This is a genomic window from Streptosporangium sp. NPDC048047, from assembly GCF_040653115.1.
Lineage (GTDB): Bacteria > Actinomycetota > Actinomycetes > Streptosporangiales > Streptosporangiaceae > Streptosporangium.
Window position 1 is genome coordinate 181,481 of the sequence record NZ_JBEZNH010000003.1, and the last position, 20,279, is coordinate 201,759.

Sequence of the window (20,279 nt, forward strand, 5' to 3'; positions counted from 1 at the left end):
GCCCCCTCCGGGAATACCCGGTGGCCCACCGGCCCGCGAGCCGTTTCGCGCGCGGAGGACGCCCATGACGACGCCGCTGCTCTCCGGGGAGCTCCGCGTGATCACCGTCGGAGCCGAGCCGCTCGGCGAGGCGCTGGACGCGCAGGCCGTGCCGAGGGTCCGGGTGGACTGGCGCCCGCCGATGCCGGGCACCGGCGACGCCCTCGCCCGGGTGCTGGCCGACCCGCGCAGGACGAGGGCCAACGAGAGAGCCGTCGGCCGCCTGGTCTCCGCCCGCCCCCACCTGGTCACCGTACGGCCGGCACGCGAGGCGCTGGACCTGCCGCCGGGCGTCTTCCTGCACGCCGGGCCGCCGATCACCTGGGAACGGGCCTCCGGGCCGATGCGCGGCGCGCTCGTCGGGGCGGCGCTGCTGGAGGGGCTGGCCGGCGACCCCGAGGAGGCCGGGAGGCTGCTGGCCTCCGGGCGCGTCCGGCTGGAGCCCTGCCATCACCACCGGGCGGTGGGGCCGATGGCCGGGGTGGTCAGCCCGTCGATGTGGATGCTGGAGGTGCGCGACGCCGAGCACGGCGGCACCGCCTTCTGCTCGCTCAACGAGGGGCTCGGCAAGGTGCTGCGCTACGGCGCCTACGGCCCGGAGGTGCTGCGGCGGCTCACCTGGATGGGTGAGGTCCTGGGCCCGGTGCTGCGGGCCGCGCTGGAGCTGACCGGACCGCTGGACCTCGGGACGCTGATCGCCCAGGCCCTGCAGATGGGCGACGAGCTGCACAACCGCAACCGCGCCGCCACGTCGCTGCTGGTGCGCGAGCTGGCCGCGGCGATCGTGGACGCCGCGCCGGGCCGGGCGGCCGAGGTGCTGCGCTTCGTGCACGGCAACGACCACTTCTTCCTCAACGCCGGCATGGCGGCCTGCAAGGTGAGCGCCGACGCCGCCCGGGACGTGCCCGGATCCACCGTGGTCGTGGCGATGGCCCGCAACGGCACCGACTTCGGGATCCAGGTCTCCGGGCTGGGCGACCGCTGGTTCACCGGCCCGGCGGGCGTGCCGGACGGGCTGTACCTCGGCGCGTACAGCCCGGCCGACGCCAACCCCGACATCGGCGACTCCACCATCACCGAGACGGCCGGTCTGGGCGGCTTCGCGATGGCCGCGGCCCCGGCGATCGTCAGGTTCGTCGGCGGCGACGTGCCGGACGCGATGCGGGCCACCCGGTCCATGTATGAGATCACCCTCGCCGAGCACCCCGTCCACCGGATCCCCGTCCTCGGCTTCCGCGGCACGCCGGTGGGCGTCGACGTCACCCTGGTCGCCCGGACGGGGCTGCTGCCCGCGGTCAACACCGGCATCGCGGGCCGGGTCGCGGGCACCGGGCAGGTGGGCGCCGGCCTGGTGAGCCCGCCCGCGTCGGCCTTCACAACGGCCCTGACAGCCCTCGCCGAGGCGGCCGGACCCGGCGGCGGCGCGGGAGACTGATCTCAGGGGCCGGGAGCGCGGCGGCCGGACCCGCGGGCCACCCCGGGCCGCGGCGCATCGTACGACGTCAGCCCGGCCGTCCCGGAGGCGGCGTGCCGCAGCGGACGATCTCCGGGCGATGCCACCTGCGAATGGTTTCCCAAACATCAACTTCCATTACTGAATGTAAGACTTATATTGTGTCCAGCCTCATAAATCAGGCTGCCTCCGGGGGGACTGGATACGATGACCGATCGCTTGACCGGTGACGCCCCTGCCGGATCGGACGGCGGCCCTGTCCCGCCGGGCGCGGCCCCGGGACCCGACAGGCTGATCGGCAGGCGCTACCGGCTGGTGTCGCCGGTGGGCCGCGGCGGCCTGGGCCGGGTGTGGCACGCCTACGACGTGCTCCTCGACCGCGACGTCGCGGTCAAGGAGCTGATCCTGCCCCCGGGCCTCGATCCCGCGGGCGCGCGGGCCGCCCACCGGCGCATGATCCGCGAGGCCCGTTCGGCGGCCCGGCTCAACCACCCGGGCATCGCCGCCGTCCACGACGTCGCCGAGGAGGACGGCCGCCCCTGGATCGTGATGGAGCTGGTCCGCGGCTGGTCCCTGGAGCAGGCCGTACGGCAGGGCGGGCCGCTTCCGGTGGCGCAGGCCGCCGAGATCGGCGTCCGGGTCCTCGACGCGCTGCGCCAGGCCCACGCCGCCGGGATCCTGCACCGCGACGTCAAGCCCGGCAACGTGCTGCTGACCGCCGACCGGGTGGTGCTCACCGACTTCGGCCTCGCCGCGCTGGAGGACGACGGCGGCGCCCCGCTGGCCGGCCTGCTGGTGGGCTCGCCCGCCTACGTCCCGCCGGAGCGCCTGACCGGCCGGGCGGCCACCCCCGCCGCCGACCTGTGGGCGTTCGGCGCCACGCTGTACACCGCGGTCGAGGGCCGCCCCCCGTACGAGGGGCCCGACGCGATGACGGTGCTCAACGAGATCCTCTCCGGCGAACCCGCCCGGCCGGTGCGGGCCGGGTCGCTGACCCCGGTCCTGGAGGGGCTGCTGCGCAGGGACCCCGACGGCCGGATGACCGCCGCCGAAGCGGCCCGCCTGCTGGAACGGGCACTGCCCGTCCCGTCCGGCCCAACCACCCCGTCCGATCCACTCGGCTCGTCCGGCCTGCCGGGTCTACCGGGTCTGCCGAGTCTGCCGGGCCGCAATGCCGAGCCGTCCGGCCACGGCGCCGCGTGGACGCCGCTGCCCGCCCCCACCCCGCAGGACCCCTTCCCCACCCCCCCCGGGCCCGCGCCCTCCGCCCAGGACCCCTTCCGCGCGGCTCCCGGGCAGGCGTCCTTCTCCTCCCACTCCTCCCAGGACCCCTTCCCCGCCTCCTCCCGGCAGGCGCCCCCCTCCGTTCCCCCCGCGCAGGACCCCTTCTCCACCTCCTCCGATCGGGTTTCCGCCTTCGGCTCCCAGCCGTCCTTCCCCCCCGACGTCCCGGCGGCCCGCCCCGCGTCACCGCAGGCCCCCTCACCCGGGCCGATGCCGTCGCGGATCATCGAGACCCCCTCCGGCCCGGTACGGGTGCCCTACGACCCGCAGGCCACGTCCGGCGCCGAGACCGCCCCCTTCCCGGGCCCGCCGTCCGACGGCCCCGGAGGCCCCCCGGCCGGGATGCGCGGCTACGACGCGCTGCGCAGCTCCTCCGCCGACTTCTCCTCCCCCTTCTTCGGCGACCCCCCGCCCGACGCCCCCACCGGTACGGCCGGCGCCTCGCCGCGACCGTCCGGGGGGAACGCTCCAGCGGTCCGCGGGGCCCCCGGAGCGCCCCCGCGCGGCCGGCGGCACGCGGCGCCGGAGGACCCCGACCCCCTCGGCGTACGGCGGGACGGCCGATCCGGCGGCCGCCTGACACCGCGCACGCTGGCCGCGGGCGGGGCCGTGGCGCTGCTTCTGGTGATCGTCGCGCTGGTCCTGCTGCTGCCCCGCTCATCCGACGCCCCGGCGCCCCCGACCGCCACCGTGGGCGCCTCGACGCCCGCCGACCCCGCCGACGCCACGGCCCCGGACCGGCCGCGGACCGAGGTCCCCGACGGATACCGGCGGCTCAGCGAGGCCGGCGTCGCGGCGGCGCTGCCCAAGGGCTGGACCGCCAAGCCGGGTGACGACGGCGGCGCCGTGTTCACCGGCCCCCGGGACAGCGGGCGGAGCGTCACCGTCACCCCCGTCCCGGTGCTCGACCCGATGACCGCGCTGCGCCGCGCCGACCGCAACGGCCTGGACGAGTACACCGAGATCGGACTCTCCCGAGCCCCCTATCGCGACTGGAAGGCCGCCGACCTGGAGTACACCTACGCGGTGTCCGGTGGCGCCGTCCCCATGCACGGGCTCACCCGGTACGTCGCGGTGGACGACGCGACCGCCTACCGGATCACGTTCGCCGTGCAGGACCTCGACTGGGGGAAGAGCTCGGCGTTCCGGCAGGTCTTCCTCGACACCTTCACCCCGAACGCCTGACCGCCCGGCCACCCGTCCCGTCGTCCCGCCCGTTCATCCGCCTCGTCGGCCGTCACCCGGCCGCGTCCCGCACGCCCGCCGCCCGACCGCCCCGCCGCCCGCGTCCCGGGCGGGCGGCCGGGCCCGCGAGCCTCGGGAGACCGGAATACCGCTTCAGATGGAGTCATGAGTGATGGCAGACTTCACGCGTGACACGCACCCCCTCCCCCACCCCTGAAAAAGACGCCGTTCCCCTTGAAAGCCCTGCCGGCCTCGCGGCGGTGCAGCGGCGAACCCTCGTGGTGCTGTCCGCCGCGCAGATCACCGGCGGGATCGGGGTCGCCGTCGGCACGGCCCTCAGCTCGCTGCTGGTCGCCAAGCTGTCCGGCTCCGTGGCGCTCAGCGGCCTCGCCGGGACCTCCACCGTGCTCGGCGCCGCACTGCTGGCCCTGCCCACCGCGGGCGCCGCGAGCCGCGGCGGGCGGCGGGCCGGGCTGACACTGGCCTACGCCTGCGCCGTGCTCGGCTGCCTGGTCGCGCTGCTCGGCATCGCCACCCGCGTGTGGCCCATCCTCCTCGTCGGCCTGACGCTGTTCGGCGGCGGCAGCGCGGGCAACCTCGCCTCCCGCTACTCCGCGACCGACCTGTCGGCCCCCGGCCACTCCGCCCGGCACCTGGCGTGGGTCGTCTGGGCGGCCACGATCGGATCGGTCACCGGCCCCAACCTGGCCGAACCCGCCGAACGCCTCGGCCGCCGGATCGGCCTGGCCCCCGACGCCGGCCCCTTCGCGCTCTCCCTGCTGGCGTTCGCGATCGCACTGGCCATCGTACTGGTGGCGCTGCGGCCCGACCCGCTGCTGCTGGCCCGCACGATCTCCCCCGGCTCCCCCGGCTCCACGGACTCCCCGGCCTCTCCCAGCCCTGTTCCCGGCTCCCCGGTCTCTCCGGGTTCCTCGGCTCCGGCCTCTTCGGGCTCCCCCGCCGCACCCGGGACCACCCCGCCCGGCGCCCGGGGCCGGGGCGGCCTGCGCGCCGGCTGGCGGGCCCTGCGCGAGAGCCCCGCCGCCTCCCGTGCACTGGTGGCGATCGCGGTCGCCCACACCGCGATGGTGTCGGTCATGTCCATGACCCCGGTCCACCTCGACCACGACGGCGCCGGCTACCGCACCATCGGCCTCGTGCTCAGCGTGCACATCGCCGGGATGTTCGTCCTGTCGCCGGGCGTCGGCTGGCTGGCCGACCGGATCGGCCGGACCCGCGTACTCGTCCTCGGCATGGGCATCCTCCTGGCCGCCGCCCTCCTCTCGGGCGGAGCCGGGCCGCACGACATCGGCCAGGTGACCGTCGGCCTCGGCCTGCTCGGCATCGGCTGGTCCTGCGGCCTGATCGCGGGCTCGGCGATGCTCACCGAGGCCGTGCCTCTGGAACGCCGCCCCGCCGTACAGGGCCTGTCGGACCTGCTGATGAACGTCTGCGGCGCGGGCGGCACGATCATCGCCGGACTGATCGTGAGCGGCCTGTCCTACGGCACCCTCGGCACGGCCGTGGCCGTCATGGTGACCGTCACCGCCGCCTGGCTGGCCCTCACCAGCCGCCCGTCACGCACCGCCTGACCTCCCGGACCGCCGTACGGCACCGGCCATCGGCATCCGCACGGCACCGCGCCGCCGACCGGCCGGACCCGCGGAGCACCATGAAACCTCCCGGACCGCCGGCCGGAGCACCGTCCCCGGACCCCTGAGCCGCCGCACCGGCCCGCGCGGCGCCGCGCCCCTCGTCATTTCGCGTCGGCGTAGCAGCGCACCGCGGCCGCCTGCATCGGGAAACGCACCGGCGTCGCGCCGAACAGCAGGCGCGACGCCTCCCCGGCCGCCCGGCCCACCGCCGCCACCACCTCATCGGCCAGCTCGGCCGGGCAGTGCACCATCACCTCGTCGTGCTGGAAGAACACCAGCCGCGCCGGATCCGGCAGCAGCCCGCGCAGCACCGCCAGCACGGACAACGCCCACTCCGCCGCCGTCGCCTGGACCACGAAGTTACGGGTGAACCGCCCCCGGTCACGCGCCGCACGCCTGCCCTCGGGACCCGAGACCAGCTCCCGCCACCGCGCCGACGGCGGCGGGCAGGTACGGCCGAGCCACGACCGCACCAGCCGCCCCTCCTCACCGCTGCGCGCCGCCTCCTCCACGAACCGGTACGCCTGGGGGAAGCGCTGCCGCATCACGGCCAGCAGTTTGGGGGCGTCACCGCTGGTCCCGCCGTACATGGCCGACAACAGAGCGATCTTCGCGTGGGCCCGGTCACCGCCGAACGCCCCCGACAGCGCCTGGTACAGGTCGGCCTCCCCGGCCGCCCGCGCCAGCCCGCCGTCCCCGGCCATCGCGGCCAGCACCCGCGGCTCCAGCTGCGCCGCGTCGGCCACCACCAGCACCCACCCCTCGTCGGCCACCACCACCCGGCGCATCACCTTGGGGATCTGCAACGCCCCGCCGCCGCTGGTGGCCCACCGGCCCGACACGACCCCGCCGACGACGTATTCCGGCCGGAAACGGTCACCGCGCACCCACTGGTCGGCCCACGCCCAGCCGTGGAAGCTGTGGAGCCGCGCCAGCTCCTTGTAGGCCAGCAGGGGCTCGACCCCCGGATGGTCGACCTTCCTGATCTCGTGGGCCCGGGTGGACGCCACCGGCACCCCCGCCGCCTTGAAGGCCCGGACGATCTGCTGCGGGGAGTCCGGGTTGAACGGCGTGCCGAACGCCGCCGACACCCGATCCGCCAGCGCCTGCAGCTTCGCCGGGCGCATGCCGTGCACCGGGCGCGGGCCGAGCAGCTCGGTCAGCAGCGCGTCGTGCACGTCACGCCGCCAGGGCATGCCCTCGCGGCTCATCTCCTCGGCGACCAGCGCCCCGGCCGACTCGGCCGCCACCAGCAACCGGAACCGGTGCGGGTCGGCGGTGGCCTCGATCCGCCGGAGCTGGTCGGCGAGGACCTCCGCCACCGGACCGGCGTCCGGCGGTGGCGGCTCCTCCTCGAACAGAGCGGCCTGACGCGCCCGCTCCCCACCGGGCGCGTGGTGGTCGTCGCCGGGCACCGGCAGGCCGTGCAACCGGGCGTACGCCGCCGCGGCCGACCGCGGCTCGCCGTACCGCCCCTCGTATCCCAGCAGCAGGCCCTCGGTCAGCGCCAGGTCATGACAGCGGCCCACCCGCGCCCCGGCGCCGAGCAGGGCGGGATAGACCGCGCGGGTGTCGGCCCAGACCCAGCGCGAACGCCCGCCCGCCGCCCCGGACCCCGTCTCAAGATCCCGCACGGCCGCCGCCAGATCCGCGACGGCCCGCGCCTCACCCCCCGCGGGCAGCAGGACGCCCCCGCCCCCCGGACCGGCCGCCACTGCCACGTACATGAGGCCAGCCTGCCACGCCGCCCCGACACTTCCGCTCAGACGAGCGGTATCACCACCTCGTCCTCGAGCGGGGGTTCGAGTTCCTGCTCCAGACAGCCCGTCGCCGCGAAGCACCGGATCGTCAGCACCTCCGGAGTCACCGAGACGTGCAGGAAGCTCTTGAAGAACGGCGGCGTGTCCCAGTCCGACAACTCCGACAGATAACGGTGGAACGTCCGGCCCACCGGCAGCCGGAACGGCATCGGCAGACCCCCGAGGATCCGCGCCGCCCACCTCATCCGCGCCGTGACGGGCACGGACGGAGCCCCCCGGACCGGGGTGACGCCGATCCGCTCCGACATCACCGCCGCGCTCTCGGCCGGCGTGAGGTAGAGCCGGCGCATCCGCAGCCGGTCGCTGTAGAGCCTGCTGTAGAACGACAGCGAGTCACCGCGCAGCGGATAGCAGCGGTAGTCGTCCTCGCTGACACCGCCGACCGTGACCCTGGGAGTCGTGTGGGTGGCGTGCATGAACGCCCCGGAACCCCCGGCCACGATGTACTGGATCGTCCGCCCGCCCTTTTTCACCGGGAACCGCTGGTAGTTGTGCACGTCCCCGCCGATCACGGCGACGTAGCCGTGCGCGGGGTCGGCGACGATGTCGTCGATCGTGCCGCCCCCCTCCAGCGCCGACGGCAGATACTCGTCCCGGACGTAGACGGGCTTGCCGGTGACCAGCATCTTGGGCCGCGGATCCCGCGAGACCTCGCGCAGCCACCGCGCCTGCCCGGCGTCCAGCGCGCCGCGGATCCCGGTGTCCACCCCCACGACGAGCAGCGAGGGCGTCTCCAGCACCCAGTACGGCCCCGGCTGCACGGCCCGCTGCCCGGGCCCGGACCGTCGTCCGCGCGCCCGCTCCAGCGCCGCCTCGTCGATCGCGTCCGGCTCACGCCACAGCAGACCCCGCAACCCCGGCGGCGACAGCCGGAAACCCCGCCGCTCGGCCTTCAGCGCCGGGGCCTCACAGAAGACGCGCATGAAACCGCCGAGCCCGTCGTACCAGTCGTGGTTGCCGGGGACGGCGTAGATCGGAGCAGGATAGTCCTGGTACGGGCGGAAGAACTTGACGTCGTAGTCGTTGCCCGACCCGGCGGGATAGATCACGTCACTGGCGATGACGGCGAAGGCGGTGCCCCGCCCGATCTTCAGCATCCCCGGGACGACCGCGTACTGCGAGGCGTCCCCCTCCCCCGTGTCCCCCAGGACCAAGAAGGAGAACTCCGGGCCGACGTCCACCGGGATCCGCATTCCCGGGTCCGCGCCCCGCTCCCGCTGGGCCGCCACCCAGCGCGCGCGCACCTCGCCGGACGGATCCCCGAACAGGATCGCCAGGACCTCGTTCCTCGACCGCCACAGCGTCCGCGGGTTCAGCCAGGAGAAACTCTCTCGGCCGGGGAGCATGTCCCGGAACGTACCCGTCCGGGCGCATGACCAGCCCGCCCCCTCCTCCGACACCCGGGAGGAACCGTCACGCCCGCGACTCGCGGCCCGACCGATATCGACCATGACCATATCTTGGCGTTGATCTCGGACAGGTGCAGCGATACCGGGGTACGGAAGACCTTCGATGCAGACCTTCCTTCCCTATCCCGACTTCGCCGCCACCGCCCGGGTCCTCGACCCCCGGCGGCTCGGCAAGCAGCGCGTGGAGACCATCCAGGTGCTGCGCGCCCTGACCGTCCCGGGGTACGGCTGGCGCCACCACCCCGCGGCGCGGATGTGGACCGGGTACGAGGAGGCGCTGGTCAGGTACGGGCTGGAGATCTGCGAGCGATGGTGCGCCGGAGGCCGGGCCGACACCTGCGCGGACACGCTGACGCGGGAGCTGTCCGGCCTCCTCGGCGTCGCAGCGCCCCGCTCCCAGGCGGAACTCGCCGCCGCCGGCGAGCTTCCGCCCTGGCTGGGCGACCCGGAGCTGCACCTCAGCCACCGGTCGGCGCTGCTGCGCAAGTCCCCGGAGTTCTACCGCCCGGTCTTCGGCGACGACTTCGGTGACGACTCGAACGACCTGCCGTACGTCTGGCCGCTCTCCGACCGCCCGTCACGGCTGTATTCCGCGTGACGAGCCCTCGCCTTTACAAAGTAGATTTTTCGGACATGTCTGTTTCGCCGGACTGAGCCCGAGCGGGACCGCTAGGACCTCGTTCTCCGTCCGCCGCGCATCGACCATGGCCGTGCGTTCGCGCCCGTCTCAGGGCAGCGAGCCGATCTCGAAGTCGTCGAAGTAAGCCCGGGTCTCCTGGTCGTCCCCGGGCTGCTTTCCCACGCTGAGCCCGAACCGGGGTTTGCCCCTGGCCCCGCCCGCGTCCTCGTCCACGGCCTCGACCACGAGGTGGTCGTCGACCCAGAGCGCCAGACGCACCTCGTCCCCGTTCCGGGAGCACTCGGCCCGGAGCGTCGTCTTCTTCTTGGAGAAGGCGAGCGAGAGGACGTCGGGCGTCATGTCCCATCCGGTCGCCTGGGTGGTCTTGTGGATCCTCGCGCGCCCGTCCGGACGGACCTCCAGGGTGTAGTAGTGAGCGTGATCGTCGTCGGGCTTGTAGTCACAGTAGATCCCGGTCCACGACTTGCTGGGCCTTCCAGCCTCGATGTCGATCCGGACGGTGACCAGCGCGCGTTCGACGGGCTCCGCGTTGATGGGCGCCTCGGCCCAGCGGGAGTCGTTGGAGATGTCGGTGACCATCGTGTAGCGGCCGTCCCCGGTGTAGCCACGGGAGGTGTCCGTCCGGGTTCCGTCGTTGGACCAGCCCGACCTGTCGTTGCCGAAGTCGTCCCGGTACAGCACACCGGTGGGCTCCGGCGGAGCCGGAGGGAGGGTGCGGGCCCAGAGCGCCCCGGCCGCCGCCAGCAGGAGCACCCCGGCCGCCGCGCCGCCCACGACCGCCGGGCGCCGCCACGGTGCCGGAGCCCGGCCGGCTCCGCGCTCCTCACGCTCCTCCGACTCTCCGGTCTCCCTCCCCCGGACGGTCGGCGCGAGGAGGCCGGGGAGGTTCAGCCGCAGGGTGCCGGCCACCTTGGCGGTGTCCTCCGCGTCGTTCTGCCCGACCAGCTCCGACAGCAGTTCCTTGGCGGTCGGCCGGGAGGCCGGGTTCTTGTCGAGCGCCGCCTCGACCAGGCCGCGCAGCCCGTCGTCGATCCCGCCGAGATCCGGAGTGTGGTTCAGGACGCGGTAGGGGATCTCGTGGACGCTTCCGGCGGCGAAGGGCGAGCGGCCCGTCGCGGCGGCGGCCACCACGCATCCCCAGGCGAAGACGTCCGCCGGCGGACCCGCCGACTGCCCGGCGAACCGCTCCGGGGCCATGTAGGCGGGGGTACCGATGAGCTGGTTCGTCGCGGTGTGCCCGTCACCCGTGTCCAGGGCGCGGGCGATGCCGAAGTCGATCACCCTGGGCCCCAGCGGGGACAGCAGCACGTTGGCGGGCTTGAGGTCGCGGTGCACGACCCCCGCGCCGTGGATCGCGGTCAGGGCGGTCGCCACCCCGACGGCCAGCGCCTCCAGGTCGGATCCGCGCAGCAGGGCCTGCCGGCGCAGCACGCGTTCGAGGTCGGGTCCGGCGACGTACTCGGTCACCAGCCAGAGCGGATCCCCGTTCAGCCGCGCGTCCAGGACCGGCGCGGTGCAGAACCGGCTGACCTTCCTGGCCGCGGCCACCTCGTTGCGGAACCGCGCCACGAACTCCGGATCGGCGGCCAGGACCGGGTTGATCACCTTGATCGCCACCGGCCCCGAGGCGCTCTCCCCGAAGTAGACGGTCCCCATGCCCCCTCGCCCCAGGCGCCCGGCGACGCGGTAGGGGCCGAGCACGGTCGGATCGGAGGGTTCGAGACCGAGCACGGGAGGCGGACCGTAAGCCGTCACGACAGATGATCATAGATCGGCGGATCCGGCGGAGGGGGACATTTCCCTGGAAAATCCAGGGAAGTCCGAACCGGCCGGCACCGGACCCCGCGCTCGACCGGCACCCGGCCCGACACCGAACCAGGCGCCCGGCTCGGCGCTCAACGAGCGCTCAACCCGGTGCCCGGCCCGGGACCCGACCAGACGTCCAGCCCGACGCCCGGCCCGGGGACCCGACCAGGCGCTCAGTCCCCCGCCGGGGCGACCAGCGCACCGGGGTTGAGGACGCCCTCCGGGTCCAGCCGATCCTTGATCGCGCGGAGGATCTCCACGCCCAGCTCGCCGATCTCGGCGGCGTGGGCGTCCCGGTGGTCGCGGCCGACGCCGTGGTGGTGGGAGATCGTGCCCCCGGCCGCGACGATCGCCTCGTTCGCCGCCTTCTTGGCCGCCTCCCACTGTCCCAGCGGGTCGGCCGACTGGGCCGTGACGACCGTGAAGTACAGCGAGGCGCCCGTGCCGTACACGTGGGAGACGTGGCACATCACCAGCGGCGAGCCCAGGGAGCCCTGGAGCGAGCCCCGTACGGCGTCGTAGAGGCCGGGCAGGGCGGACCAGAAGCCGGCCGTCTCCAGCGTCTCCACGGTGGCCCCGGCCGCGAGCAGGGAGTCGCGCAGGTAGGGCGCGGAGTAGCGGCCCCGGGCCCACGACTCGCCCGGGTCCGTGCCCAGGCAGACGCCGCCGAGCCCGGCCAGCACCGCCGCCGCGCCGTCCCGCCGCGCGCGCGCCTCCCCCGGCTCGCCCTCGTAGCCCGCGACGACCAGGCAGCCCGCGTCCGGGGCGACGTCGCCCAGCTCGTCCGGTCTGGCCAGGCCGACCATCGTCTCGGTCTCGTCGGACAGGCGCAGCACGGTGGGCACGGGGCCGTCCTGGGCGAGACGCCGCAGCGCGGCCGTCCCCTGCGCGAACGACGGGAACCGCCAGCCCTCGTAGAGGCGCTCGGCGGGGATCCGGCGCACCCGCAGCCGCAGCGAGGTGATCACCCCGAACGCCCCCTCGGAGCCCAGGATCACCTGGCGCAGGTCGGGCCCGGCGGCCGACTTGGGCGCGCGGCCCAGTTCCAGGGTGCCGCGCGGGGTGGCCACGGTCATGCCGACGACCATGTCGTCGAACCGGCCGTAGCCGGCCGACGCCTGCCCGCTGGAGCGGGCCGCGGCGAAGCCGCCCAGAGTCGCGTACTCGAACGACTGGGGGAAGTGCCCCAGCGTGAACCCGTGCCCGGCCAGCAGTTCCTCGGCCTGCGGCGCGCGCAGCCCCGGCTCCAGCTCGGCGACCATGGACTCGGCGTCCACCGACACCAGCCGGTTCAGCCGTGTCACGTCCAGCGCGACGACCCCGGCGAAGCCGCGCCGGTCGGCCGCCAGGCCGCCGACGACCGAGGTGCCGCCACCGAACGGCACGACGGCCACCCGGTGCGCGGCGCAGATCCGCAGCACCGCCAGCACCTCGTCGTGGGAGCCGGGCAGCACGACGGCGTCGGGGGCGTCCGAGCCGTCCCCGGCGCGGAGGCGCAGCAGGTCGGGGGTGGACTTGCCCCGGGTGTGCCGGACGCGGGTCTCGTGGTCGCGGCGGACGTGCCCGGCGCCGACGACCTCCTCCAGCTCGGCCGTGACCGGCGCGGGGAGCGCCGGGCCGGGCAGCCGCACCTCGCCGAGGGTCGCGGCGGGGGTGTCCGGCGCGCGGACGCCCAGCAGGTCGCCCAGCAGGCGGCGGACCGGTTCGGGCAGCTCGGCGGCCCGCGCGGGGTCGCCCCAGCCGGACCAGAGCATCGGTTCTGCGGCGGTCGTCGGAATTTCCACGTCTACACTGTGACAGATGACGTCCATTCGTCACAATGCGGTCATGGACCCCGGCGAACCCGCCCGCGATCCGGCTCCCGGCGACGCCTCCGCGCCCGGCGCCGGCGAACCCGCGCCCGCCCCCTCCCCGGCACCCGGCCCCGCCGCCGGGCCGGCACGTGAGGCGGCGCGTGAGACGGCGCGCGGCCCGGCCCCCGATCCCGTGCTCGATCCGGTCCTCGACGCCGCCCGCGAGATGGTGCTCGCGGTGGGCGTGCGGCGCACCACGCTCACCGACGTGGCGCGGCGGGCCGGGGTGTCCCGGATGACGCTCTACCGCCGCTGGCCCGACGTCCGCGCCCTGGTCGCCGACCTGATGACCCGCGAGTGGACGCTCGTCGCCGGCCGGTTCGCCGGGGACGACCCGGTCGCCGCGTCGGTCGGGGCGGTGCGTGCCCTGCGCGGCCACCCGCTCTGGCGCAAGATCGTCGAGGTGGACCCCGAGCTGCTCCTGCCGTACCTGCTGCACCGCCGGGGGGCCAGCCAGGACGCCATGCTGGCGCTCGTGGCGGAGTCCGTCGCGCGCGGGCAGGAGCTGGGCGCCGTACGGCCCGGCGACCCGGCGCGGCTGGCCCGGACCGTGCTGCTGACCGCCCAGTCGTTCCTGCTGTCGGGCCCGGCCGTGCTCGCCCCGGCCTCCCCCGGCGAGCTGGACGACGAACTCGCCGCCATCCTGGAGAGGTACCTGCGCCCGTGAGCTCCCCCGCCCTCCCCGGCCCCTCCCTGCCGGGCTCCTCCCTCAACGCCGCCCGCCGGGCGCGCGAGCTGGCCGAGGCGCGCGGCCTCGTGGTCGACGTGCTCGTGGTCGGCCTGGGCGCCACCGGCGCCGGGGCGGCGCTCGACGCCGCCTCCCGCGGCCTGTCGGTGGCCGCGATCGACGCCTGCGACCTGGCGTTCGGCACCTCCCGGTGGAGTTCGAAGATGATCCACGGCGGGCTGCGCTACCTCGCCAGGGGGCAGGTCGGGGTGGCCGGGGAGAGCGCGGTGGAGCGCGGCGCGCTGCTCGCCCGCACCGCCCCGCACCTGGTGCGGGCCGCGCCGTACCTGCTGCCGCTGACCCCGCGGGTCTCCCGCGTCCAGGCGGCGACGGTGATGGCCGGCTACCGGCTCGGTGACGGGCTGCGGGCGGCGGCCGGCACGCCCCGCGCCCTGCTGCCGGGCCCCGCGCGGATCTCCGCCCGGCGGGCGCTGGAGCTGGCCGCCCCCCTGGCGCCGGACGGCCTGCGCGGCGCGCTGCTGTCCTGGGACGGGCGGCTGAGCGACGACGCGCGCCTGGTGGTGGCGCTGGCCAGGACGGCCGCCGCGCACGGGGCCCGGATCCTGACCCGCTGCCGGGCACTCGCGCTGGCCGGGGACGGCGCCGAGGTCCGCGACGAGCCGACCGGCGACGTCTTCACGATCCGCGCCCGGTCGGTGATCAACGCCACCGGGGTCTGGGCCGCCGGGCTCGATCCGGACATCCCGCTGCGGCCCTCGCGCGGCACCCACCTCGTGCTGCGCCCGGAGTCCCTCCCCGGCCTGCGGGCCGGACTGCACGTGCCGATCCCCGGGGAGGGCAACCGGTTCGCGCTGGTCCTGCCGCAGGACGACGGCCGCGTCTACGTCGGCCTCACCGACGAGCCGGTGGACGGGCCGGTCCCCGACGTGCCGGAGGCGCCGGAGGAGGACGTCACGTTCCTGCTCGGCGTGCTCAACTCGGTGCTGGCGGCGGGGATCCGGCGCGAGGACGTCGCCGGGGCCTTCGCCGGGCTGCGCCCGCTCCTCGACGCGGGCGGACGGGGCCGGGACGGCCGGACGGACGGGAGCGGCGGACGGGGTGGGAAGGGCGGGCGCACCGCCGACCTGTCGCGGCGGCACGCGCTGCTGGTCTCCCCCGGCGGGGCGGTCACGGTCGTGGGCGGCAAGCTGACCACCTATCGGCGGATGGCCGAGGACGCGGTCGACCTCGCGGTGCGGCTGCGGGGCCTGACCGCCGGGGCGAGCCGTACGGCGCGGCTGCCCCTCGTCGGGTACCTCCCGCCGGGCACGGCGGCGCGGGGACGGCTGGAGGCACGGTACGGCGCCGAGGCGGCGGCGGTGCGGTCCCTGGCGGCCGGCGACCCGGCGCTGGCGGAGCCGCTGCCGACCGGCGTCATCGGCGCCGAGCTGGTCTGGGCGGTCCGGCACGAGGGGGCGCTGGACGCCGGGGACCTCCTCGACCGCCGGACCCGGATCGGCCTCGTCCCCGAGGACCGGGCGGCGGCCCTGCCCGCCGCCCTGGCCGCCCTGGAGTACGGGACCGGCTGACCCCCTTCCCGGCCCTCCGGGCCCTCCGGGAGGGCCCGGAGGGCACCCGGCGGCCGCTCCGAGACACGGAACCGGCGAAGTCCCGGCTCTCAGACGGCATATGGATTCCCCTCCATCCCTTGACAGGCTCTCCTGACCGTGCTTGCGGCGGGAGATTTCTCACAGGGATCTCTCAGCCCCGGGGCCTTGACACCGGACCTCCGCCCGCCTTCTCCGGCTCCGACCGGCCACGGCGCGGCGGAACAGAGCACATTCACATCTCACGTCACACCCGCCGATCTATTAGGTTAGTCTCACCTAAGTCGAAGGAGGGGCGCGTGAGCTCGGGGTGCGGTTCGGGGACGGACAGACGGGCGTGGGCCGGAAGTTGCTCGCATCCCGCGGGCTGTCACACCGGTGACCTGCCGGTTCTCGCCAGCGCCACGGTGGGGGCCCGCTTCTGGCTGCTCATCGAGCACTCCGGCCCGTGGGCCTCGCACCTGGAGGACTGCCGGCTGCCCGAGGAGATCCACGCGCTTATCAGACGCGCCCAGAGCCTCGGCGTCCGGCCCCAGCTCATCCGCCGACCGGGGCACCGGAAGCCCGTGCCAGGCGGCATCCACGTCATGGTCGCCGATGCCACGGCCCCCGAGCCGTGGATCGCCGAGGGCGTCATCGCAGGTCCATCCGATCTTGACATGGACGCGCTGGTGGCAGGAGTGGTCCCGGAGTCCTGCATACTTGTGAGTGAGCCGGTTTTTCTGGTGTGCACGCATGCCAAGCGCAACGCGTGCTGCGCCCGCATTGGACTCCCCCTGGCTCGGTCCTTGGCAGAGGTTTTGCCGGACAGAATATGGGAAACATCACATGTTGGCGGCGATCGCTATGCCGCCAACCTCGTGTGCTTGCCACACGGGCTTTACTACGGCAGCATGTCTCAGGCTGCTGCGATCGCGGTAGTCGATGCGTACCGGTCCGGCGAGGTCATCCTCGACCGTTTCCGGGGACGCGCGGGCATCCCCGAGCCGTCGCAGGCCGCTGAGCATTTCATCCGTGCCCACACGGGTGAGCTCTCGGTCGGCGGAGTGGCCGTGGAGTCCTCCAGGTCGGACGGCGTCACCACCGAAGCCTTCGTGCGCGGTGGCGACGCTCGTTTCCGGGTGGTGGTCGAGCCCATGACGCTCACAACGCCATGTGGTACGGCTTGTGCCGAGACGGTCACCACCTATCGGCTGGTCACGCTGGACAGGCTCACGCCTGTGCGGTACGCCACCCCCGCTCTCGCCTGACCTGAGGGAACATCACGGCCAATACCGGCGTTGGACTCAGGGACGCCACAAATGTCCAATGCGGCATCAACCCGAATTACCTCTCACGTAAAAGGTGGTTTTCTCATGTCTCAGGTACGTCGGCAGACCGCCCGTCCTCGGCCCAGCTGGGGCTGGCAGGATGACGCCGCGTGCCGGGGTGAGGACCTCGTGCTCTTCTTCGGTCCCGACGGCGAGCGCCAGCCTGAGCGCGACATCCGGGAGCGGAAGGCCAAGGCCATCTGCGCCCAGTGCCCCGTCCGCGCCGAGTGCCTCGACTACGCGCTGTCGCGTCCGGAGAAGTACGGCACCTGGGGCGGCCTGAACGAGGACGAGCGCGCCTCCGAGCGTCGCCGTCGCATGCGCCGCGCCGCGAGCGCCGGCATCAGCGCCGTCGCCTGAGCAACACCTCCACCCGGCTTCCCCCGCGTGTGGTCCCGCCGTTCCTGCGCGGGATCACACGTCGCCGCACGATCAGGGTGTTCCGTCTTCAGGCGGGACACCCGGCAGGTAAGTCCCTCCCCGGTGCCCGCCTCCCGCGGCTCCTTCTCCGGCGATCCCGCCGGATCCGCCTCGCACGCCTCCCGCGGCCTCCGGCCCGGCGGTCGCACCGCCGGACCTCTCCGCTTCCCGGAGCCCCCGCCCGGCCATCCGCCGGACGGGGGCTTCGGCGTCTCATCCCGGGTCGGGCCGCCCGGACCGATCCTCGCCACGGCGAAGACCCGCGGAGTAGAACCTAGGGCCGATTCCGGCCGGGCTTGCGCATCTCCTTGTGGATGGCCTTCCACCTGTTCTGCAGCTCCCTGCGCAGCTTCGGATCGCTCCGCGACGCCATCCAGACGGCCTCGCGCCGCAGCTTGTGCCAGCTCTCCAGCCGCCGCTCGGACAGCGTGCCGTCCTCGATGGCGGCGATCACGGCGCAGCCCGGCTCGGCCCGGTGCGCACAGTCGGCGAACCGGCACCGCGCGGCGAGGTCCTCGATGTCGGAGAAGGCCATGTCCACCCCCTCGGCCATGTCGTACAGGCCGATGCGCCTGATCCCCGGGGTGTCGATGATCAGCCCGCCGTCGGGGAGCCGGAGGAGCTCGCGGTGGACGGTGGTGTGACGGCCCCGGCCGTCACCCGCCCGGACCCGCTGGGTCTCCATGAGCTCCTCCCCCGCCAGCGCGTTGACCAGCGTCGACTTACCCGCGCCTGAGGCGCCGAGCACGACGGCGGTGCGCCTGCCGTCCAGGTGGCCGCGCACGATGTCCACCCCCTCCCCGGTGACGGAGCAGACCGCGTGCACGTCCACTCCCGGGGCCGCCGCGGCGACCTCCTCCAGCAGGTGGGGCAGGGCGTCCCCGATGAGGTCGGACTTGGTGACGAGCACCACCGGCCGTCCCCCGCTCTCCCAGGCCAGCGCCAGCAGGCGCTCGATCCTGCCCAGGTCGGCGGTGTCGGTGGCGTGCAGGGCGGGCTCGGCGACGAACACGACGTCGACGTTGGCGGCGAGCACCTGCCCCTGGGAGTCGCCGGACAGGCCGCCACGCGACGTCCTGCCGACACCGCCGCGGACGAAGGCGGTGCGGCGGGGCAGCAGCGCCGCGAGTTCGAAGCGGCCCTCGGGCAGCCGGCGCAGCCCCGCCCAGTCGCCGACGCAGGGCAGCGCGACGGGATCTGCGGCGGCGGCCCGCCGTACGGAGGCGCCGTAGTGCGCCTGGAGATGGCCCTCGGCGGTCAGCACCTCGGCGGCGCCGCGGTCGACGCGGGCCACCCGGGCGGGCAGCAGGCCGTCGGGGAGATCGGCGGCGAGAGAGTCGTCCCAGCCGAGGCGGGACAGCGACGCCGGAGAAGCGGAAGAAGCGAACAGGTCCGGAGCGGACAACGTGGGTACACCCTTTGCGGAAAGAGGGCGCCCGCGGCAAGATCGGTCAGGCGGGCACCCGGAGGTCGGTTGACGGCAGGCTGCTCAGAAAGACCCGCATAGTCCTCACCTCCGTGGCTCGTGGCCGCCCGTCCCTGGGCGGCGCCGTGACCGGAACCCACCGGTTCCGTCGCGCGGACGATCCGCATGACGGAACCTATCGCGGAACCCGCCCCCCGGCGCAAACCCTTTTTCCGTCCCGTCCCCGCGTGCCCGTCTCCCCCGGGAACGCCTGGGAACGCCTGGGAACGCCGAAGGTCCCCGGGAGGGAGCGGGTGCTCCCTCCCGGGGACCTTCGGGAGGACGTCCGGCCGGCGCGGCGCGGCGCGGGCGGCCTACAGGCCCGGAGCCGGGAAGCGGGAGGTGAGCTCCCTGACCTCGTTCTGCACGCGGGCGATGACGTTCTCGGCCTCGTCCTGATCCTTGGCGAGCGCGGAGACGACCTGGTCGATCCAGGCGCCGATCTGGCGCATCTCGGCGGCGCCCATGCCGCGGCTGGTCACACCGGCGGTGCCGATCCGGATGCCGGACGGGTCGAACGGCTTGCGCGGGTCGAACGGCACGGTGTTGTAGTTGGTCTCCAGCCCGGCCCGGTCGAGCGCCTGGGCGGCGGGCTTGCCGCCGATGCCCTTGGGCGTCAGGTCGAGCAGGATGAGGTGGTTGTCGGTGCCACCGGAGACGAGGTCGAAGCCGCGGCCCAGGAGCTCCTCGGCCAGCGCCCGGGAGTTCACCACGACCTGGCGGGCGTAGTCCCTGAACTCGTCGGTCGCCGCCTCCTTCAGCGCCACCGCGATCGCCGCGGTGGTGTGGTTGTGCGGGCCGCCCTGCAGACCGGGGAAGACGGCCTTGTTCAGCGCGGTGGCGTGCTCGTCGGCGGTGGCCATGAGCATGGCGCCGCGCGGGCCGCGCAGCGTCTTGTGGGTGGTGGTGGAGATGACGTCGGCGTGGCCGACCGGCGAGGGGTGGGCGCCTCCGGCCACCAGGCCGGCGATGTGGGCGATGTCGGCGGCGAGCACCGCGCCGACCTCGCGGGCGATCTCGGCGAAGGCCGGGAAGTCGATCGTGCGCGGGATCGCGGTGCCGCCGCAGAAGATCAGCTTGGGCCGCTCGCGCAGGGCGATCTCACGGACCTCGTCCATGTCGACGCGGCCGGTGTCGCGGCGCACGCCGTAGCGGACCGGGTTGAACCACTTGCCGGTGGCCGAGACCGACCAGCCGTGGGTGAGGTGGCCGCCGAACGGCAGGCCCATGCCCATGACGGTGTCGCCCGGCTGGAGGAAGGCGAGGTAGATCGCCAGGTTGGCGGGCGAGCCGGAGTAGGGCTGGACGTTGGCGTGGTCGACGCCGAACAGGGACTTGGCCCGCTCGACGGCGAGGGTCTCGATCTGGTCGATGACCTGCTGGCCCTCGTAGTACCGCTTGCCGGGGTAGCCCTCGGAGTACTTGTTGGTGAGAACGGTGCCCGTGGCCTCGAGAACCGCCTTGGAGACGTAGTTCTCGGAGGCGATCAGCTTGACGGTGTCGGCCTGACGCCGCTCCTCGGCCTTGATGAGCTCGGCGATCTGCGGATCGACGCTCGAAAGAGAACTCATGCGCCTTCACTCCCCTGTCGGCATTGACATCGCGCGGAGGACCCAGGCGCGCGGCCCTCCGCTTTCCGCTCCCCGGTGGTCGCTCCCACCCAATG

Annotated in this window: 14 protein-coding genes; 8 read left to right on the top strand and 6 right to left on the bottom strand. The window is 74.5% G+C overall.

Annotation, left to right across the window (positions count from 1 at the left end; all coding sequences use genetic code 11):
• Positions 1 to 64: 64 nt before the first annotated feature.
• From AB0D67_RS04215 to AB0D67_RS04225, 3 genes are all read left to right on the top strand, one after another.
• Positions 65 to 1,474, top strand: a complete 1,410-nt coding sequence (locus AB0D67_RS04215; protein WP_362929714.1) for a DUF1116 domain-containing protein — start codon at positions 65 to 67, stop codon at positions 1,472 to 1,474.
• 225 nt (positions 1,475 to 1,699) lie between these two features.
• Entirely contained in the window at positions 1,700 to 3,961 is a 2,262-nt protein-coding gene (locus tag AB0D67_RS04220; protein WP_362929716.1) for a protein kinase, read from the top strand.
• Positions 3,962 to 4,149: 188 nt separating this feature from the next.
• Positions 4,150 to 5,553: an MFS transporter gene (locus tag AB0D67_RS04225; RefSeq protein ID WP_362929718.1), complete on the top strand. Its 1,404-nt coding sequence runs from the start codon at positions 4,150 to 4,152 to the stop codon at positions 5,551 to 5,553.
• 164 nt (positions 5,554 to 5,717) lie between these two features.
• Here AB0D67_RS04225 and AB0D67_RS04230 read toward each other — a convergent pair whose 3' ends face one another.
• Together AB0D67_RS04230 and AB0D67_RS04235 are read right to left on the bottom strand one after the other, a co-directional pair.
• Positions 5,718 to 7,343 carry a bifunctional 3'-5' exonuclease/DNA polymerase gene (locus AB0D67_RS04230; protein WP_362929720.1) on the bottom strand — a complete coding sequence of 542 codons (1,626 nt, stop codon included), beginning with the start codon at positions 7,341 to 7,343 and terminating at the stop codon, positions 5,718 to 5,720.
• Positions 7,344 to 7,378: 35 nt separating this feature from the next.
• Entirely contained in the window at positions 7,379 to 8,782 is a 1,404-nt protein-coding gene (locus AB0D67_RS04235) for a metallophosphoesterase (protein WP_362929722.1), read from the bottom strand.
• A gap of 166 nt (positions 8,783 to 8,948) precedes the next feature.
• On the opposite strand from AB0D67_RS04235, the gene AB0D67_RS04240 reads away from it, so the two are divergent.
• Positions 8,949 to 9,443: an MSMEG_6728 family protein gene (locus AB0D67_RS04240; RefSeq protein ID WP_362929724.1), complete on the top strand. Its 495-nt coding sequence runs from the start codon at positions 8,949 to 8,951 to the stop codon at positions 9,441 to 9,443.
• A 129-nt stretch (positions 9,444 to 9,572) separates the two neighbouring features.
• On the opposite strand, the gene AB0D67_RS04245 is transcribed toward AB0D67_RS04240, so the two are convergent.
• Positions 9,573 to 11,240: a serine/threonine-protein kinase gene (locus AB0D67_RS04245; RefSeq protein WP_362929726.1), complete on the bottom strand. Its 1,668-nt coding sequence runs from the start codon at positions 11,238 to 11,240 to the stop codon at positions 9,573 to 9,575.
• 224 nt (positions 11,241 to 11,464) lie between these two features.
• The gene (locus tag AB0D67_RS04250) at positions 11,465 to 13,045 is read right to left on the bottom strand and encodes an FAD-binding oxidoreductase (RefSeq protein WP_362929863.1); all 1,581 of its coding nucleotides are present in this window, start codon (positions 13,043 to 13,045) and stop codon (positions 11,465 to 11,467) included.
• Between the two features lie 46 nt (positions 13,046 to 13,091).
• On the opposite strand from AB0D67_RS04250, the gene AB0D67_RS04255 reads away from it, so the two are divergent.
• From AB0D67_RS04255 to AB0D67_RS04270, 4 genes are all read left to right on the top strand, one after another.
• Complete coding sequence (locus AB0D67_RS04255; RefSeq protein WP_362929728.1) at positions 13,092 to 13,811, top strand: TetR/AcrR family transcriptional regulator; 720 nt, start codon at positions 13,092 to 13,094, stop codon at positions 13,809 to 13,811.
• Positions 13,808 to 15,400 carry a glycerol-3-phosphate dehydrogenase/oxidase gene (locus AB0D67_RS04260; protein WP_362929730.1) on the top strand — a complete coding sequence of 531 codons (1,593 nt, stop codon included), beginning with the start codon at positions 13,808 to 13,810 and terminating at the stop codon, positions 15,398 to 15,400. Before AB0D67_RS04255 ends, AB0D67_RS04260 begins: the two co-directional genes overlap by 4 nt.
• A 317-nt stretch (positions 15,401 to 15,717) precedes the next feature.
• Positions 15,718 to 16,668: a sucrase ferredoxin gene (locus AB0D67_RS04265; RefSeq protein WP_362929732.1), complete on the top strand. Its 951-nt coding sequence runs from the start codon at positions 15,718 to 15,720 to the stop codon at positions 16,666 to 16,668.
• A gap of 105 nt (positions 16,669 to 16,773) precedes the next feature.
• The gene (locus AB0D67_RS04270; RefSeq protein ID WP_012893126.1) at positions 16,774 to 17,088 is read left to right on the top strand and encodes a WhiB family transcriptional regulator; all 315 of its coding nucleotides are present in this window, start codon (positions 16,774 to 16,776) and stop codon (positions 17,086 to 17,088) included.
• 334 nt (positions 17,089 to 17,422) lie between these two features.
• Here the strand turns inward: AB0D67_RS04270 and rsgA are convergent, their stop codons facing one another.
• Both rsgA and glyA read right to left on the bottom strand, forming a co-directional pair.
• On the bottom strand, positions 17,423 to 18,553 hold the full coding sequence (gene rsgA / locus AB0D67_RS04275; RefSeq protein WP_362929734.1) for a ribosome small subunit-dependent GTPase A: 1,131 nt from the start codon (positions 18,551 to 18,553) through the stop codon (positions 17,423 to 17,425).
• Between the two features lie 374 nt (positions 18,554 to 18,927).
• Complete coding sequence (gene glyA / locus AB0D67_RS04280; protein WP_362929736.1) at positions 18,928 to 20,184, bottom strand: serine hydroxymethyltransferase; 1,257 nt, start codon at positions 20,182 to 20,184, stop codon at positions 18,928 to 18,930.
• Positions 20,185 to 20,279: the final 95 nt, after the last annotated feature.